At 69.4% G+C, this 17,104-nt stretch carries 10 protein-coding genes and 4 CRISPR repeat arrays (2 of these 14 cut by a window edge); all 10 genes read left to right on the forward strand.

Annotated features, from left to right (window positions below; genetic code table 11):
* A CRISPR array of direct repeats spans positions 1–426; the repeat unit is 29 nt; unit sequence CGGATCACCCCCGCGTCGGCGGGGACCAC (it extends 275 nt beyond the left edge of the window).
* Positions 427–517: 91 nt separating this feature from the next.
* Positions 518–1,227: a CRISPR direct-repeat array (repeat unit 29 nt; unit sequence CGGATCACCCCCGCGTCGGCGGGGACCAC).
* A 75-nt stretch (positions 1,228–1,302) separates the two neighbouring features.
* A CRISPR array of direct repeats spans positions 1,303–4,137; the repeat unit is 29 nt; unit sequence CGGATCACCCCCGCGTCGGCGGGGACCAC.
* A gap of 173 nt (positions 4,138–4,310) precedes the next feature.
* The 10 genes from cas3 (at position 4,311) to cas2e (ending at position 15,152) form a co-directional block, all read left to right on the forward strand.
* Positions 4,311–7,217, forward strand: coding sequence for a CRISPR-associated helicase Cas3' (cas3, locus tag AC0693_RS34610; RefSeq protein WP_478804013.1), 2,907 nt, complete (start codon positions 4,311–4,313; stop codon positions 7,215–7,217).
* A 298-nt stretch (positions 7,218–7,515) separates the two neighbouring features.
* The gene (locus tag AC0693_RS34615; protein ID WP_478804014.1) at positions 7,516–7,704 is read left to right on the forward strand and encodes a hypothetical protein; all 189 of its coding nucleotides are present in this window, start codon (positions 7,516–7,518) and stop codon (positions 7,702–7,704) included.
* A gap of 95 nt (positions 7,705–7,799) precedes the next feature.
* Positions 7,800–8,291 carry a hypothetical protein gene (locus AC0693_RS34620; RefSeq protein ID WP_478804015.1) on the forward strand — a complete coding sequence of 164 codons (492 nt, stop codon included), beginning with the start codon at positions 7,800–7,802 and terminating at the stop codon, positions 8,289–8,291.
* A 625-nt stretch (positions 8,292–8,916) separates the two neighbouring features.
* Positions 8,917–10,578, forward strand: a complete 1,662-nt coding sequence (gene casA, locus AC0693_RS34625) for a type I-E CRISPR-associated protein Cse1/CasA (protein ID WP_478804016.1) — start codon at positions 8,917–8,919, stop codon at positions 10,576–10,578.
* Positions 10,575–11,267 carry a type I-E CRISPR-associated protein Cse2/CasB gene (casB, locus tag AC0693_RS34630; protein ID WP_478804017.1) on the forward strand — a complete coding sequence of 231 codons (693 nt, stop codon included), beginning with the start codon at positions 10,575–10,577 and terminating at the stop codon, positions 11,265–11,267. The genes casA and casB overlap by 4 nt, the downstream gene beginning before the upstream one ends.
* The gene (cas7e, locus tag AC0693_RS34635; RefSeq protein WP_478804018.1) at positions 11,264–12,394 is read left to right on the forward strand and encodes a type I-E CRISPR-associated protein Cas7/Cse4/CasC; all 1,131 of its coding nucleotides are present in this window, start codon (positions 11,264–11,266) and stop codon (positions 12,392–12,394) included. Before casB ends, cas7e begins: the two co-directional genes overlap by 4 nt.
* Positions 12,391–13,194, forward strand: a complete 804-nt coding sequence (cas5e, locus tag AC0693_RS34640) for a type I-E CRISPR-associated protein Cas5/CasD (RefSeq protein ID WP_478804019.1) — start codon at positions 12,391–12,393, stop codon at positions 13,192–13,194. The genes cas7e and cas5e overlap by 4 nt, the downstream gene beginning before the upstream one ends.
* Entirely contained in the window at positions 13,191–13,844 is a 654-nt protein-coding gene (cas6e, locus tag AC0693_RS34645) for a type I-E CRISPR-associated protein Cas6/Cse3/CasE (protein ID WP_478804020.1), read from the forward strand. The genes cas5e and cas6e overlap by 4 nt, the downstream gene beginning before the upstream one ends.
* Before the next feature lie 59 nt (positions 13,845–13,903).
* The gene (gene cas1e, locus AC0693_RS34650; protein WP_478804021.1) at positions 13,904–14,833 is read left to right on the forward strand and encodes a type I-E CRISPR-associated endonuclease Cas1e; all 930 of its coding nucleotides are present in this window, start codon (positions 13,904–13,906) and stop codon (positions 14,831–14,833) included.
* Between the two features lies 1 nt (position 14,834).
* Complete coding sequence (gene cas2e / locus AC0693_RS34655; protein WP_478804022.1) at positions 14,835–15,152, forward strand: type I-E CRISPR-associated endoribonuclease Cas2e; 318 nt, start codon at positions 14,835–14,837, stop codon at positions 15,150–15,152.
* 102 nt (positions 15,153–15,254) lie between these two features.
* A CRISPR array of direct repeats spans positions 15,255–17,104; the repeat unit is 29 nt; unit sequence CGGATCACCCCCGCGTCGGCGGGGAGCAC (it continues 192 nt past the right edge of the window).

Here is a 17,104-nt window from a genome sequence, read left to right on the forward strand (position 1 = left end):
GGCGACTGCTTGTGTGCGGGGCGGGGCGTGGGGATCACCCCCGCGTCGGCGGGGACCACGCGGCGACTGCTTGTGTGCGGGGCGGGGCGTGGGGATCACCCCCGCGTCGGCGGGGACCACCCACACCGCCGCAGAGCGCACCACCATCCTCGCGGATCACCCCCGCGTCGGCGGGGACCACACCGGCACGCCGCTCCTCGTGGGCGGGGACGACGGATCACCCCCGCGTCGGCGGGGACCACGGGTCGGCCTCGCGCCGCTTGGCGGCCTTGCGCGGATCACCCCCGCGTCGGCGGGGACCACGACCGGATGAGGGAGACCATGACGCCGTGGCCCGGATCACCCCCGCGTCGGCGGGGACCACGGCCGCGCCCGCAACGAGCCCGCCCTGCGCATCGGATCACCCCCGCGTCGGCGGGGACCACCGTCTGACCGGGCCCGGCTCAGGCCTTGATCTCGGATCACCCCGCGTCGGCGGGGACCACATCGGCCGGGGGGTGAAGGCGGATCCGCGGCCCGGATCACCCCCGCGTCGGCGGGGACCACTGGCCCGGGACCCTATGGTCTCGGGCCACAGGCGGATCACTCCCGCGTCGGCGGGGACCACTTCGGGCTTGAGCATGGGGTGTTCCTCTCCTACGGATCACCCCCGCGTCGGCGGGGACCACACGGACGTCGGCCTAGCGGTCCGTCTTCGCGACGGATCACCCCCGCGTCGGCGGGGACCACGTCCGGTCTGTGACCGCGCACCGCGTCTGACCCGGATCACCCCCGCGTCGGCGGGGACCACGTGACGTCCTTACTGCCGGGGACGTCCCTGATCGGATCACCCCCGCGTCGGCGGGGACCACTCCGTCTGGCCGGTCAAGCCCTGCCACCAGGTCGGATCACCCCCGCGTCGGCGGGGACCACGCCCGGTTGTGGCTCCCCGAAAGGGGAACCGCCGGATCACCCCCGCGTCGGCGGGGACCACGGATCCACGACTAGTCATGATCGGATCCTAGACGGATCACCCCCGCGTCGGCGGGGACCACAGACGGGTGTCGCTGGGGATCACGAGGGGGTCCGGATCACCCCCGCGTCGGCGGGGACCACCCCTTGCACCGGGCCCGCTCTCCGAGGGGGCGGGGGGACGACGGATCACCCCCGCGTCGGCGGGGACCACCATGCGGCGCCAGCAGCGGACGACACGACGGCCGGATCACCCCCGCGTCGGCGGGGACCACTTCGAAGCCCGCGCCTGCCTCACCCCCGCGTCGGCGGGGACCACCCCAGCAGTGAGAGGAGCAGGACCGTGCCCACGGGATCACCCCCGCGTCGGCGGGGACCACGGCAGGCCCAACATGAAGTCCGCCGGCGCCTGCGGATCACCCCCGCGTCGGCGGGGACCACGACCCGGGCGAGATCCATTCCCATGGCTACTCCGGATCACCCCCGCGTCGGCGGGGACCACGCCGATGAGATGCTCCCCTTCCGGATGGCGCCCGGATCACCCCCACGTCGGCGGGGACCACGCCCCGGAGCCCCCGGCGCCGCCGATGCCGGACGGATCACCCCCGCGTCGGCGGGGACCACCCAGGGGTGCTCTACAGCTGACGCGGTCATCACGGATCACCCCCGCGTCGGCGGGGACCACATCGACATGTATTCGGTCCCGTAGGCGGCCAGCGGATCACCCCCGCGTCGGCGGGGACCACAGGGCGTCGTTGAGCGTGAGCTCGCCGTTGTCCGGATCACCCCCGCGTCGGCGGGACCACAACTCGCGTCTGTCCGACAAGGCACGCAAGGTCGGATCACCCCCGCGTCGGCGGGGACCACGCGCTCGTTGGCCAGGGGCTGGGGGAGTCGTACGGATCACCCCCGCGTCGGCGGGGACCACCCACGTTTCCGCAGGTCAGCCCGTAGGGGCAACGGATCACCCCCGCGTCGGCGGGGACCACGCGCTGGGGTCATCCCCGAACAGGAACGAGGACGGATCACCCCCGCGTCGGCGGGGACCACGTCGGTGCACTGGCCCCAGCAGGGGCGGGGTTCGGATCACCCCCGCGTCGGCGGGGACCACCGGCACCGCCGCACTACTGGCGTCGTCCTCGGCGGATCACCCCCGCGTCGGCGGGGACCACCATGAGTTGCCCATTGGTGGACAGTGGTACGCCGGATCACCCCCGCGTCGGCGGGGACCACGACGGCGTCATGGGGTGCCATAGGGTGCCTCGCGGATCACCCCCGCGTCGGCGGGGACCACTAGTGCTGCACGTAGTCGCTGCCGGGGTACGCCGGATCACCCCCGCGTCGGCGGGGACCACGACGCCCTGGACAACCCCGACGACGTCCGCGGCGGATCACCCCCGCGTCGGCGGGGACCACTGTTGCTGCAACTCGGTCGCCTCCGTCGCGTACGGATCACCCCCGCGTCGGCGGGGACCACAACCGGGGTCAGGTCCAGTGCGGAGCGCCTGACGGATCACCCCCGCGTCGGCGGGGACCACTCCGGGAGTCCGGGTAGTCCGTCGGGCCGGTTCGGATCACCCCCGCGTCGGCGGGGACCACCCGATAGCCTGCACGATATCCACAGCCGATCCCGGATCACCCCCGCGTCGGCGGGGACCACCAGCAGGGCAAGCGGACCTCCACTGGCACATCCGGATCACCCCCGCGTCGGCGGGGACCACTACGGGCACAGGTTCAGGCGGCTGAAGAGTCCCGGATCACCCCCGCGTCGGCGGGGACCACGCCACGATCACCTCCACGGCCGGCACCGTCTCCGGATCACCCCCGCGTCGGCGGGGACCACACCGGTCGGCAGGCAAGGACCCGGACCCGGAGCGGATCACCCCCGCGTCGGCGGGGACCACGTGGGGTTTCTGGGACGCCGGGAAGCGCGGAGCGGATCACCCCCGCGTCGGCGGGGACCACTTCACGGCCGACGAGCTCCGCCGGGCCGACACCGGATCACCCCCGCGCCGGCGGGGACCACATGACGGCGTGCGGCGTGCACTCGCAGGTGGCCGGATCACCCCCGCGTCGGCGGGGACCACGTGTAGCGCGGGGACTCCCCGCCCGTCGGCGGCGGATCACCCCCGCGTCGGCGGGGACCACGCCGCCCGCGGCCAAGAGGCTGTGGTGAGTGCCGGATCACCCCCGCGTCGGCGGGGACCACAGCAGGGGGAGTCGGGCGCTGCTGGTGACCGGCGGATCACCCCCGCGTCGGCGGGGACCACGGCGTCGGTGCCGATCGCCTTGGAGGAGACCTGGGATCACCCCCGCGTCGGCGGGGACCACGGTCCGGTACGACCTGCGTGGTCTGCGGGTCACGGATCACCCCCGCGTCGGCGGGGACCACCTGGCGCCGCCGAGTTGCTGGTGATCCCGCGCCGGATCACCCCCGCGTCGGCGGGGACCACGGTCTGCCGGACGGTCAGCTGCTGGTGGTGGCCGGATCACCCCCGCGTCGGCGGGGACCACTGGTACCAAGTGGCGGGTACCAAAGGTACGCACGGATCACCCCCGCGTCGGCGGGGACCACCGGGCCCGCTACTCATCCCCCGCTGCTGCCGTCGGATCACCCCCGCGTCGGCGGGGACCACGCCGTCCAGCTGGTCGGCCCGCAAGCGGACCTCGGATCACCCCCGCGTCGGCGGGGACCACAGGCTGCGCTCGCGAAGGTCAGCTCCACCCAGCCGGATCACCCCCGCGTCGGCGGGGACCACCCCCTCCAACTGGTCCCGGCGCAGGCGTGCCTCGGATCACCCCCGCGTCGGCGGGGACCACGGGAACTGCCCGGTGGTCGTACACCTCTGGCACGGATCACCCCCGCGTCGGCGGGGACCACTGCTGGAACACCCCGAGGCGGCCAGCCACACGCGGATCACCCCCGCGTCGGCGGGGACCACTACACCTACGCCAAGATCCTGCGCGCGATCGGCGGATCACCCCCGCGTCGGCGGGGACCACCCCTTCTTGTGCTTGCCCCACGCCCTCGGCGCCGGATCACCCCCGCGTCGGCGGGGACCACGACTCCCGAATGAGCTACAAGGCAAAAGGGATCGGATCACCCCCGCGTCGGCGGGGACCACGCACCCCTTCACACAGGAGCCCCCGTGCAGATCGGATCACCCCCGCGTCGGCGGGGACCACCCTTCGCCACCTGCACCTTTCTAGCCGGTTTGCAATTGCTTTACCAGGTAGGGGCCATCGGGGGTGAGGGTCATGGAAGGAAGCGTACGGTGCGCGGCGTCAGGCTGTGTCAGTGCCGTCTGATTGGGTGCGTGTGAACCAGGCAGTCGGCGTGTTCGAGGAGCTCCATTGTGATGAAGAAGCCCGAATGTGAGCCGGATGAGACTCTGTGGGGGAAGGCTCGCGGGTTGGAGGCTGGGCTGCCTCCGTATCCGGTGGTGCGGCACCTCCTAGACGCGACTGCTATGGCTTTGTTCCTGTGGGACGCGTATCTGGCCGAGAATCAACGGCGGTGCATCGCTGCGGGGTTCGGTCTTGAAGATGAGGCGGAGCGGGCTCGGGCCCGGGCGCTCGTGGGCTTATGTGCCGGTTTGCATGATATTGGTAAGATTTCGCCTGGGTTCCAGTTCTGTGACCGTCATGCTGCCGCCTGTCTGAGTGAGGGTATGGCGAATGACCTGGGTGGTGCCGGGGGCGAGTGCGTTGGGCATGACGTGGCGGGAATGCGGGCGGCGCCGGCTGTTCTCGCTGCGCTGGGGTTCGGCGAGAATCCTGACGATGACGGTGCGGGCGAGGCCATGCGGCGGATTGCCGAGGTGATCGGTGGTCATCATGGGCGCTTCCACCGTTTCGAGGACTTGTATGCGGGTGCGGGGTACCAGGACCTGCTGGGTGGGGGGTTGTGGGCGGAGCAGCGTCGTGTGCACGCTGCGGCTGTTTTCGGTGCGGTGGGCGGGCCGCTGTCGCCGGAGGACTTCAGGCCTGATGCCGCAGTGCTGGTGACGGGTGTGGTGATTCTTGCTGACTGGCTGGTCAGTCAGGAGGGTTACGTGCGACTGCGTCAGCGGGAGTCTCGCGGGACGAGTCTGGACCGTCATTTCGCGCGGTCGTGTGCTGATGCGGAGGGTCTGGTGCGGGAGGCGGGTCTCCTGCCGGTCGGGTTGGTGCGCCCGGGATTCTCCGAGGCGTATGGCATCGATGGCGAGCCGAATGCTCTGCAGCGGTCCATCGCGTCCGGGTTGCCGGCTGCTCTGGCCGCGTACCACTCGGACGGCACGCATGGCGATGGCCGGGCTGGGATCCTGGTGGTTACAGCGGCTCCGGGGGACGGGAAGACGGAAGCCGCTCTGGAAGCCGAGCGGGTGCTCTCTGCAGCCTTTGGCACGCACGGGTTTGCATTCCTACTGCCGACAATGGCCACCAGCGACCAGATGCACAGCCGCGTTGCGGGTGTTCTTGTGCGCCAGAGCAGCGCCGGAGCCAGCCTGACCCTCGCTCACAGCATGGCCTGGCTCAGCCCCGCCTATGCAGGGGACGAGCTCGCTGTGGGGGAGCGGGTGCTGGTCTGTGACGGCGATGAGGACGCAGGCGGGGTGGGCGCTGTACGTCATGAGGCTGATATGCGGCCTACGCGGTGGCTCAGGGGTGCCAAGCGGCCGTTGCTGGCCCAGTATGCGGTGGGGACCATCGACCAGGCATTGATGGCGGTGCTTCCGGTGCGTCACAACGCGCTGCGGCTCCTTGCTTTGTCGGGGAAAACGTTCATCGTGGATGAGGCGCATGCGTATGACCCGTATATGCAGGTGTTGCTGGGTCGTCTGCTGAACTGGCTCGGGGCGTATGGGGTGCCGGTGGTTCTTTTGTCGGCGACGTTGCCTGCCTCGGTGAGCGACCGGCTGGTGAGGGAGTATCTGCAGGGGGCAGGGCACAACAAGAGCGCTTTGGGTGCCCGGACGTTTCCGGCGCCGTATCCGGGCTGGTTGTACGTGGACGCGGCCAGTGGGGAGTGCGCCCGGATCGGTGAGGAGGATGGGGAGGAGCAGGCCCGTCAGCGCCGGATGGAGCTGACGGTGCAGGTGGAGCCTGTGGTCCATGGCCCGGTGGAAGCGGGCACGTCCCGTCTTGCGGTGATTGGAAGGCTTCTTCGGCCGGTGTTGGAGGGTGGGGATGGCTGTGTCCTGGTGGTGTGCAACACCGTTGCTGAGGCGCAGGACACCTTCACGTATGTGCACGCGCTGGTGGCGGAGCAAGATGGCAGTGGGGACTTGGAGCTGCTGCATGCGCGGTTCCCGGCGGATGTCCGGGAAGTGCGGACGAGGCGTGTGACGTCGGGGATGGGGCGTTCGGGGCCTCGTCCGGTGCGTCGTGTCATCGTTGCGACGCAGGTGGTTGAGCAGTCTCTTGATCTTGATGCGGATCTGGTTATCAGTGATCTTGCGCCGTTGGCGTTGCTGCTGCAGCGGGCGGGCCGTTGCTGGCGGCATGAGAACTGGTGGGCAGAGCGGGGGAGGCCGGGCGGGCGGGAGCGGCCCGGGTGGGCTCGGGAGACGGGGCCGCGGCTGGTGGTCCTGGACCCGTTGGCAGCTGGGGGGCCGGTTCCGAAGGTGTGGGGGACGGTGTATCACGAGGCGTTGTTGCGTGAGACGTCCGAGGCGCTGGCTGAGCGTGGCTCGGATCCCGTGGTGATTCCCGATGATGTTCAGCGCCTGGTGGAGGACGTGCATGGGGACCGTCCGGACAGGTTCGACTGGCAGAACCCGGAGAAGTCCGCGGTGTGGGGGGCGTTTTTGGGGGAGGAGGCCGCGCAGCGCGGCGTCGGTCAGCTGAGTGTGATCCCGCGGGCCAGGAGTGTGTCGCAGTTGCACCTGCTGCACCAGTTGCCTGGTACGGAGGATGAGTGGGAGGCGGCGACCCGGCTGGGGGCGGACTCGGTGCGGCTGTTGTGCGTGTACCGGCAGCCTGGTGGTGAGGAGGCCCTGGATGTGGGGGGTCAGTTGCCGCTGCCGTCCGCGGCCGCGGGCGGCAAGCTGGCGGTCGCGGACGTACGCAAGGTTATGGGGCGGACGATTGCGGTGAGTGCGGACTGGTTCCGGGACGCGGACAAGGCTGAGCTGGAGCCTCCCGCCGACTGGGCCGATCATCCATTCCTTGATGATCTTGTCGTTTTGCGGCAGCCGGTGCGTGACGGTCGAGCGGAGAGTGCTGTGGTCGGCAAGCGGCGTATCTGGCTGGACGAAACACTGGGGCTGTGCCGGGAGTGAACACACTGCGGACTGCCCGCGCTCGTACGTGAGCGGGTCAACCGTCGGGGGGTAATCGACGCGGGGACTCAGGCAGTGGCCGCAGGTTCACCTGCACGGCCCCTGAAGAACGGTAGGGGGCCGGATCGCCGCAATGTCGGAGCGAGGCAGTTCCCGGTGGGGTCCTGAGGACGGTGTCTTCCCTGTTCAGGTCGGACAACCGATCACGCTTGCCACAAGCAAGGTTTAACGGTACCTTGCCGGAGTTTATATCTTGACATCAGCAAGGGTTGGGGGTGGAATTGGTATGACTACACGGATGGACGTGCTTCTCGCAGCGGCTGACCGTCAGGGCTTCAAGATCCGTCAGAGCGTCCGAGGGACGTGGTTCTTTGCTCGGAACGGCACAACGGTCACGTTCACTCGCACGCCGGAGACGCCGAGCGAGTGGTTCGACATGATCGCGGGACTGCGCAATGCAGGTCTGGTCTTCCCGGAAGGGGACTAGGCAGGTAGAAGCGGGGGCCTGAAGGCCGGGCCCCCGCCCCTGTCCATCCGTGCACGCTGTGAGCGACTGGTAAAGAGGGAGGAGAGAAGAGAAGTATGGAACAGGAATGGCTAGCGTCTGTGACGGCAGAAGCTGTCAGCAATGTCTCGGACGATCAGTTCGATGACTTGCATCGCTTCATTACTGGCGTCATCAGGCATGAGGCGGAGAGTAAGGCCTTGCACTTGCAGTGGAGGCTGGCGGCGGATGGCCTAGGGCAAGCCACGCAGCGGGCCCTCGAGGCGGTCAATGAGGCCCTGGAAGCCTCTTTCGGCCATGTGCCGAGTTTGATGGACTTCCGGGTGGTCGTCGCGTGGCAGGCAGATGCTGAGCGAGACCATCCCAAGGAGCAGGAACTCATGGGGTACCGGGAAGCAGCTGAAGAGCTGGGAGTCTCCCGCCAGCGGGTAGCCCAACTTGACGGCAGCCATCCGGACTTTCCACGGCCTATTGGACGGGTCGGTGCCGGACCGATCTTCACCACTGCGTCCATCAAATCGTTCGCTGCCAGGTGGGACCGTACTCCAGGACGGCGGAAGGTGGCCTAGAGCACTAAGGAAACTCAGGTGTTGTCGAGCAGGTGTGCCCCACTGGCTGCTGGCCTTCAGCAGCCAGCGGGGCCGCCCCGCACGGCACTCACTCTCCGGCTTCGCCAAGGCAGTACAAGCGCCGCCTGGATCACCCAATACCCGGATGCCCCATCCCAGCTTGCAAGAAGATCCGTCCCATTCCTCGCGTGGCATGCCTCAATGCCCTGACGAAACTCATGTCGCCCGGATGTCCCAGAGCATCATGCGACCATGCTGAGGATCGAGGCGGATCACCCCCGCGTCGGCGGGGAGTTGCGCATCACGCCCGACTGACTCAATCCACTCCACGGCACACCCTCACATCAGCGAGGAAACTTCCGAAACACCCTTGCCAAGGCACTACTGGCACAGCCAGGAGCTGTGGCACTCGGTCCATGTTGCGGGAGATTACACGGGTGCAGGTGTCCACAGGGTCCGTTCCCAATAAATCCCCTCCACTTCTCTCAACATGAAGACAGGGACGCAGCAGCGCTGATGTAGTGGCTCCGCACCCACCGGCAGGCCGTTGTCAGTGGTGGCTGCTTGGCTGTTGGCGCGAAGAGGCTGACTCTTCTGGGCGAGGGCGGAGCTATGCCCTGCGTCCATGCCGCAGGGGGAGAAAAGGGAGGGGAAGGGTATGGCCCCTGGGTTTGACCTACGGGAAAGTCCGTGGATCCCGGTCGCACTCAAGAACGGGAGTTCGACGTCGATCGGGTTACGGGAGCTGTTCCACCGGGCTCATGAGATTGAGGATCTGGAGTTACCGGTGCCGCCGGCGGCATCTGGGCTGCTGCGGATCCTTGCCGCGATGACCGCCAGGATCGCTACGGGAAGTGATGGGGTCCGTCTTGATGACGAGGACCTCGCGGAGGACGCTCGTGGCTGGCTCCGGCAGCGGAATCAGGTACTGGAGCCGGGCCACTTCGATGCGAGCGCGGTGGATGCTTACCTGGACGAGAAGGTCCCCGAGGGTCATTTTGATCTGTTCCATCCCACCCGGCCCTTCCTCCAGGACCCGCGGCTGCGTGCGGAGTGCGTGGACGGGAAGGGCCAGCCGAACCCGTCGGGGGTCAACAAGCTGGTTCTGGGCCGGCCGACGGGCGTCAACGGAGCGGTTTTGTTCGGGCATTTCACGGACACGGCTCCGGTCCCAGTGCCTGCGGCGGTCGCGGCCTGGCACCTGATCGCACAGTTGTACTACGGGCCTTCGGGGCAGTGCACCCCGCGCCGGATCACGTCCGTCAAGGCGGGCAACGGCGATGCGGGCCCACTGCGGAAATCAGTCTCGTACCACCCATGGGCGGACGACCTGTTCACCACGCTGGTGCTGGCCGTCCCGCAGCCCGGAATCTGCGGGGACCCCGATCCCGACGACGCGTGCCCGTGGGAAGCCGCGGAACTGCCCGATCCTCTGGGCCCGCTCCCTGCGCCGAGCTGGCCGGGGCGTGTGCTGAATGGCCGGGCGCGCCACGCGGCGCTGCTGGAGCCGTCGGCGGACGGCACGATGGTCACCGACGCCTACCTCACCTGGTCCACGCATCAGCCGTCCGCGGCGGCACGGGACCCCTACGTCATCCTCGACATGCCGAGGGCGGGCGGGGGGCCGCCCTTCGCCCGCCCCGCCGACGGCAACCGTGCCCTGTGGCGTGACCTGGATGCCCTGCTCCTCAAGGGCGGCGGACAGAGTCAGCGCCCGCCCGCTTTCGAGGGGCTGCCACGCAAGGGGCGGACCGGGCTGCGGGTGCGTGCGTACGGCTTCGACCAGGACGGGCAGCAGCGGGACAGCTCCTGGTTCGAGGCAACGACCCCGCCCGTGCTGGAGTGGCGGGAGGACGGGCCCCAGCCCCACATGGCCATGCGGGTGGGGCAGTGCCGGGAGTTCGCGGAGCAAGTCGGTGACCGCCTGCATTACGCGGCCCGCCTGGCGTGGAGGCTCGCCACGGATGCCGGTATCGACCCGCTGGCGAAAGTGAAGCTGGACCCGAAGAAACCCGGCCCGTGGGCCCAGGCGGCTCTGGCCGGTTACTGGCCTGCGGCGGAGCGGGAGTTTTGGACGCTGCTCACGCCGGAGAAGAGCGGCGATCCGCTGCGGCCGCCGTTCGTCGAGGCTGCTCTGGCGGCCCTGGATGCGGCGATGGGTGCCCGGAGCGCCGATATCCGTGTTGCACGGGCCCGGGTGCGGGCCCGCGGCACGCTCCGGGCTTTGCTCCGCCCGGCCGGCGCGGTACCGCAGCCTGCCGTTGCGTCCTCAGGAAGGAACACATGACCATCACCCCGTCACCAGCCGTGGCAACGGCAGGCTCGTTGCGCCAGGCCAAGGCCGAGGAGTTCATCGCCAGCGTGCTGGCCTTGTGCGCGCGGGACAAGGGGGCCCAGGCTGATCTGCGCAGTGGGCTCGCGTTGCCGTATGATCGCTGCCACCGGATGCACCGCCATCTCATGCGGCTGGTTCCCCGTGAGGTGGGCCGTCACCCGGAGGCGCGCCGCCCGTATTACGCCCTCGCCTCGCTGATCGCCGCCCGTTCCCGTGCCGCCCGCGACAAGGAGCAGGCCCGGGACGACAGTGGTGCAGCGGACCCGGCCCAGGACGTGGCGGAGGTTCCAGCCGGGCGGTCGTGGTGGGAGCGTCCCAATCTGGGTGCCTCGCTGGCCGAAGCCGTCAACAGCGGGGTGATGAAACCGAACTCGGCCGAGTCGGAACTGCACCTGATGGCACGGGTGGGCAGCGATGCCCTGCACACACGGCTCCCGGCACTCACCCGCCAGCTCTCCGGCGCCGGCGTGAACCTCGACTGGGTTGTGCTCCTGGACGACCTCTCCTGGTGGGACAGCGACCAGGACCGCATCGCGACGCGCTGGCTGGAGGCCTATTTCCGCCTGCGCAGTCTCGATGAACGCGCCCCGGACAGCGGCGCTGACGGCACGACCACCGACCTTCCCGAGGAGAAGCAGTGACCTCCGTGTTCCTGGACCTGAACGCCATCCAGTCGGTTCCCGCGGCGAACCTGAACCGGGATGATCTCGGATCACCCAAGAGCGTCCGGTACGGCAACGTCAACCGTATCCGCGTCTCCAGCCAGTCCTGGAAGCGCGTAGTGCGCCACGGCGTCGAACAGGACCTCGGTGAGAAGGCGGCCCGCACCCGCCTGGTGCCCGTCAAGGTCAAGGAAGCCCTCGTGAGGGCCGGCTGGCCCGAAGACCTCGCGGTGTTCGCGGGAGCGCAGGTAGCTGCCAGCGCCGGCAAGAAGGGGCTGGGCCTTGAGAAGGCGGGGCACACCTCCGTGCTCCTGTTCCTGCCCGAGACCGGCATCGACGAACTCGCCGCCATCTGCACCGAGCTGCGCGCCGAACTCGAGGCGGCCCTGGGCAAGACGAAGCCGCCGGCGGTGCTGCCCGCCGACCGGATCGAAGAGATCCTCAAGCGGCGTACGGCCTCCATCAGCCTGCTCGGCCGGATGCTGGCCGAGCTTCCCGGTGCGAACGTGGACGGTGCGGCGCAGGTCGCGCATGCCTTCACCACGCATGCCAGCGAGCCGCAGAGGGATTACTTCACCGCGGTCGACGACTGGCTCGGCGATTCGGACACCGGCAGCGGCCATCTGAACACCGCCGAGTTCAGCGCCGGGGTGTTCTACCGGTTCGCGACCGTCAACGTCACCGATCTCCTGAAGAACCTCGAAGGTGACACGAAGGCCGCACGGACGGTTCTCGGATCCTTCGCCGAGCACTTCGTCATGTCGCTGCCCCAGGCCAAGAAGAACAGCACCGCCCCGCACACCATCCCCGACCTCGCCTACCTTGCCGTCCGCACACACCGTCCTCTCTCCCTGGCCGCGGCCTTCGAGACGCCGGTGGCCGCGAACCGCGGCGGCGGGTTCTCCGGGCCCTCCCGTGATGCCCTGGCCGAGTACGCGGGCCAGGTTCACCGTCTCACCGGGGACCGTAACCGTGCCTTCCACGGCCACGCCGGCATCAGCACCGATCCGTATGAGAACCTCGGCAGCGCACACCAGTCCTACAGCGAGCTGATCGACGCCGCTGTGGACGCAGCGCTGCCCGAAGCCGGGGACGGCGGCCAGTGACGGGGCTCCTGCTGCGCCTGGCGGGCCCGCTGCAATCCTGGGGGGAGCGCTCAGTATTCTCCGCGGTCCGCGACACCGCACGGTTCCCCACCCGTTCAGGCCTCATCGGGATCCTGGCCGCCGCCCAGGGCCTGGCCCGCGGTGATTCCCTCACCCGGTACGACGACCTCGAGATCACCATCCGTGTCGACCGCCCCGGCATCCTCCTCAGCGACTTCCACACCGTCGGCGGGGGCCTTCCCGCCCAGCTGACCGCCGCCACCAGCGGAGGGAAGAACAAAGGCGACGCAGTAATCACCCGGCGCCACTACCTCGCCGACGCCGTGTTCGTCGCCGCCGTCAGCGGCCCCGAAGAGCACATCGGACAACTCGTCCGGGCCCTGCAGCACCCGCACTGGGCGCCCTACCTCGGCCGGCGGTCCTGCCTCCCCGACGAGCCGTTCCTGCTGCGCTCCATCGTCGCCGACCCGGTCACCGAACTCCTGACCAGGGTCCCGCTGAGCAGCCCGCACACCGACGAACGCCGCCCCACCCGAGCACCGCAGCACCCGCCACGGGTGGAATTCCTGTGGGAGCAGCCGCCCCCAGACAGCCGGGACGCCGTCCGCCTCACCATCAACGACCAGCCGGTCACCTTCGCCCCCCACGCCCGCAGCCACGCGAAACGGCACCTGTACCGCACGGTGGAGGAACTGCCCGCCCAGCTCCTAGAACCCAGCGGACGCACCCTGCACCAGCGCCTCATCGACTACGCCGTCCACAGCGCACCGAACCCGGAGAGCACGGAGATCCCCGCATGAACCAGCGCGCCACCCTCGCCCGTATCCGCCTCAACCCGGACAACCATGCCGTGGAACGGGACCTGCGGGATGCCACCCAGATGCACCGCACCCTCATGCGTCTGGTCCCCGACGGCCTGGGCGACAACCCCCGCCTGCGCAGCGGACTCCTCTACCGGGTGGAAATCACCGAAGACACCACCACCCTCCTCGTCCAGGCACACTCCCCACTCGACGAGCGGGGCCTGCCCACCGGATACGGACAGGTCGAAGTGAAGGACCTCAGCCCGATGTTCGCCGCACTACGGCCAGGCCTGGGCGTCCGCTACCGGATCGCCGTCAACCCCGCCAAACGGGAGAGGCTGCCACTGGAACAGAAGAGCCAGCGGGGCAAAGTGATACCGCTCGCCGGGGCGGAAGCCGACCAGTGGTGGGCACGAAGGGCCGCCGAAGCAGGACTGCACCTCAACTCACTCCTGCCCACCCCACTGGAGCCGGCCCGCCGACGAGGCAAGGACGTAGCCCCCCTACGGCACAGCCTGGTCCGCTACGACGGCACCGCAACCATCACCGACCCGCAGACACTCACCGCCGCACTGCTGACCGGAATCGGCCGCGGCAAACCGTACGGCGCTGGACTGCTGACTCTGGCCCCCGCAGCCGCGGCGTGACAGGCCCCTCCGGGAAAGGCGGCCAGGCACGACGACGTCTGGCCGCCCCCACCCTCGCCATGCTCCCGCGCGTCGCCGACTCCCTGTCCTTCCTCTATCTCGACATGGTCCGCGTCGTACAGGACGACACCGGAGTCTGCGCACAAATCCGCGTGGACGAAAACCGCACCGACCTCGTCTACATCCCGACCGCCGCACTCTCCTGCCTCCTGCTGGGCCCCGGCGTATCCATCACCACCCGCGCAATGGCAACCCTCGCCCGCCACGGCACCAGCATCGTCGTGACCGGAGCAGGAGGCGTCCGCGCCTATGCATCCGTACTCCCCGACTCCCTCACCACCACCTGGCTCGAGCACCAGGTCCACGCCTTCTCCGACACAGAGCGCCGCCTGTCCGTCGCCGTCCACATGTACAAGATGCGCTTCGACAACGAAGTACCCGCAGACGTGAACCTGGACAAACTCAGAGGCATGGAAGGGCAACGGATGAAAGCCTTCTACCGCCTCCTGGCACAAAAACACGGCATCGGCCGATTCCGCCGCAACTACCACCCCGACCAGTGGCACGAGCAGGACCCAGTCAACCTCGCACTGTCAGCGGCCAACACGTGCCTCTACGGAATCGTGCACGCCGCTCTCCTCGCCCTGGGCTGCTCACCCGCACTGGGCTTCGTCCACGCCGGAACACAGCACGCCTTCGTCTACGACATCGCCGACCTCTACAAAGCACAAACGACCCTCCCCCTGGCCTTCTCCCTCCACGATTCCCCGGACCCCGAACGGGACGCCCGCCGCAAATTCCGTGAGGACCTCCGGCTCCTACGACTGCTGCCCCGCATCGTGCACGACGTGCAGACCCTCCTCAAACCAGACTCGAAAATCCCATTCGAGGACCCCTCCGAGCGGCACCACGTCGACATGGTCCACCTATGGGACCCCAAAGCCGGAGTCCTACCCGCAGGCGTCAACTACGGCTCAGAGGCGGGCTGACATGCCATCCATGGCAGTCATCGCCACCACCGCCGTCCCCGACCACCTTCGCGGCGCCCTCAGCCGGTGGACGACAGAAGTCGTCCCCGGCATCTTCGTCGGCACCATATCGGCCCGCGTCCGCGACGAACTATGGACCGCCGTCTCAGCAGTAGTCGGCGACGGCCAGGCAGTACTCGTCCACACAGCCCCCACAGAACAGGGCTACGCCCTCCGTACTTCCGGAACCCGGCGCCGAGTCCCGATGGATTTCGACGGACTCACCCTGATCCGGATGACGGCAGCCATTCAGCCACAACCAGCAACAAAGAAGCTGTAAAAGCGAATCCGAGCAGCGGAAAGGAAACTCGATCCAGGCCGGCACTGGTCGTCCCGCGTCCACCTCAAACAGGCGCAACGCCCCTCCTGGTGCCCCTGCGGAAGGCTCACTCCCGCGTCGGCGGGGAGCACGTGAGTGCGCGGAGCGGCTCGTGGCCCGCATGCGGATCACCCCCGCGTCGGCGGGGAGCACGTGGCCACGGTGGAGGCTGCCTGGCCCGAGGCCGGATCACCCCCGCGTCGGCGGGGAGCACAGGCGGCACTGCCGCGTGAACGTGACAGCCGTCGGATCACCCCCGCGTCGGCGGGGAGCACGCGGTCAGGAAGATCCGGGAGTTCGCGGTCACCGGATCACCCCCGCGTCGGCGGGGAGCACGAGAGCGTCTCGCGGACATAGACGCCCGGCCGCGGATCACCCCCGCGCCGGCGGGGAGCACGTCGACCCCCTCAACATAGCTAGTTCCGCAGCTGGATCACCCCCGCGTCGGCGGGGAGCACACACAGCCAGCGCGCCACACGCTCGGCGGCCTCGGATCACCCCCGCGTCGGCGGGGAGCACTTCTTGTACCAGTAGCCCAGGACGTCCCGCGGCGGATCACCCCCGCGCCGGCGGGGAGCACGGCATGTAAGGGGCCCAGGGTTTACAACGCTCCGGATCACCCCCGCGTCGGCGGGGAGCACTTCTGGGCATCGAGCACGCGACGCTGGCCCGTCGGATCACCCCCGCGTCGGCGGGGAGCACACCTACCACTGCACCGGCTGCCACATGGACACCGGATCACCCCCGCGTCGGCGGGGAGCACCCGACCGTCCAGCCCAGGTCCCGCGCCGTCTGCGGATCACCCCCGCGTCGGCGGGGAGCACGGGTCACACCCTCTGACCTGCGGCAACGGCAGTGGATCACCCCCGCGTCGGCGGGGAGCACCTGGCCGCCGCCCCGCTGAGTTTCGAGGTCGTGGGATCACCCCCGCGTCGGCGGGGAGCACGCGACGAAAAGGGTTCCGACGGCAGCCATCCCCGGATCACCCCCGCGTCGGCGGGGAGCACGGATCACGTGATCATCCCGGTGGACCTGGACGAGGATCACCCCCGCGTCGGCGGGGAGCACTGTCCGTTTCACCCCAGTTCGGACTCGTCGGGCGGATCACCCCCGCGTCGGCGGGGAGCACTGACCCACACCGGCAACTCCGGAAATCTCGCCCGGATCACCCCCGCGTCGGCGGGGAGCACGCTCGCGCGCTGGTCTCGGTCGCGGCTCGCGCCGGATCACCCCCGCGTCGGCGGGGAGCACAAGACCACGCTGCTCGACGCGATCATCGCCGCAGGATCACCCCCGCGTCGGCGGGGAGCACCGGCACCACGCGACGTACGCCGCCGTGCGTGACGGATCACCCCCGCGTCGGCGGGGAGCACATGCCGGAGTCCACCAGCTCCCGCACAGTCTCCGGATCACCCCCGCGTCGGCGGGGAGCACCTCCAGACACTCACCGGCAGCCGTGACTGGGGCGGATCACCCCCGCGTCGGCGGGGAGCACGTCATAGACCAGTACCGCCAGGGATACTCAGCCGGATCACCCCCGCGTCGGCGGGGAGCACTGCCTCGCTGCGTATCGGACACACCACGCAGCCGGATCACCCCCGCGTCGGCGGGGAGCACCGATTCGCGATGCCCTGGCTTTCGAATCCCGGCGGATCACCCCCGCGTCGGCGGGGAGCACGTCTTAGACGGTGGCCTGTTGGCGTGGCAGGGCGGATCACCCCCGCGTCGGCGGGGAGCACGACGAACCGGTGCCGTTCCTGGGGCTCGCGCAGGGATCACCCCCGCGTCGGCGGGGAGCACGCCGACCGCCACGTCTCCACCCCCCGGTCCTACGGATCACCCCCGCGTCGGCGGGGAGCACTTCTTCGCGGCGTCGAGCGCGGCGTCCGCACTCGGATCACCCCCGCGTCGGC

Source organism: Streptomyces sp. NPDC043876 (genome assembly GCF_056435825.1).

What these genes read in the sequence shown, in the direction of transcription:
- cas3 (WP_478804013.1), top strand. Translation starts at nt 4,311, where the DNA reads ATGAAGAAGCCCGAATGTGAGCCGGATGAGACTCTGTGGGGGAAGGCT.
- AC0693_RS34615 (WP_478804014.1), top strand. Translation starts at nt 7,516, where the DNA reads ATGGACGTGCTTCTCGCAGCGGCTGACCGTCAGGGCTTCAAGATCCGT.
- AC0693_RS34620 (WP_478804015.1), top strand. Translation starts at nt 7,800, where the DNA reads ATGGAACAGGAATGGCTAGCGTCTGTGACGGCAGAAGCTGTCAGCAAT.
- casA (WP_478804016.1), top strand. Translation starts at nt 8,917, where the DNA reads ATGCCGCAGGGGGAGAAAAGGGAGGGGAAGGGTATGGCCCCTGGGTTT.
- casB (WP_478804017.1), top strand. Translation starts at nt 10,575, where the DNA reads ATGACCATCACCCCGTCACCAGCCGTGGCAACGGCAGGCTCGTTGCGC.
- cas6e (WP_478804020.1), top strand. Translation starts at nt 13,191, where the DNA reads ATGAACCAGCGCGCCACCCTCGCCCGTATCCGCCTCAACCCGGACAAC.
- cas1e (WP_478804021.1), top strand. Translation starts at nt 13,904, where the DNA reads ATGCTCCCGCGCGTCGCCGACTCCCTGTCCTTCCTCTATCTCGACATG.
- cas2e (WP_478804022.1), top strand. Translation starts at nt 14,835, where the DNA reads ATGCCATCCATGGCAGTCATCGCCACCACCGCCGTCCCCGACCACCTT.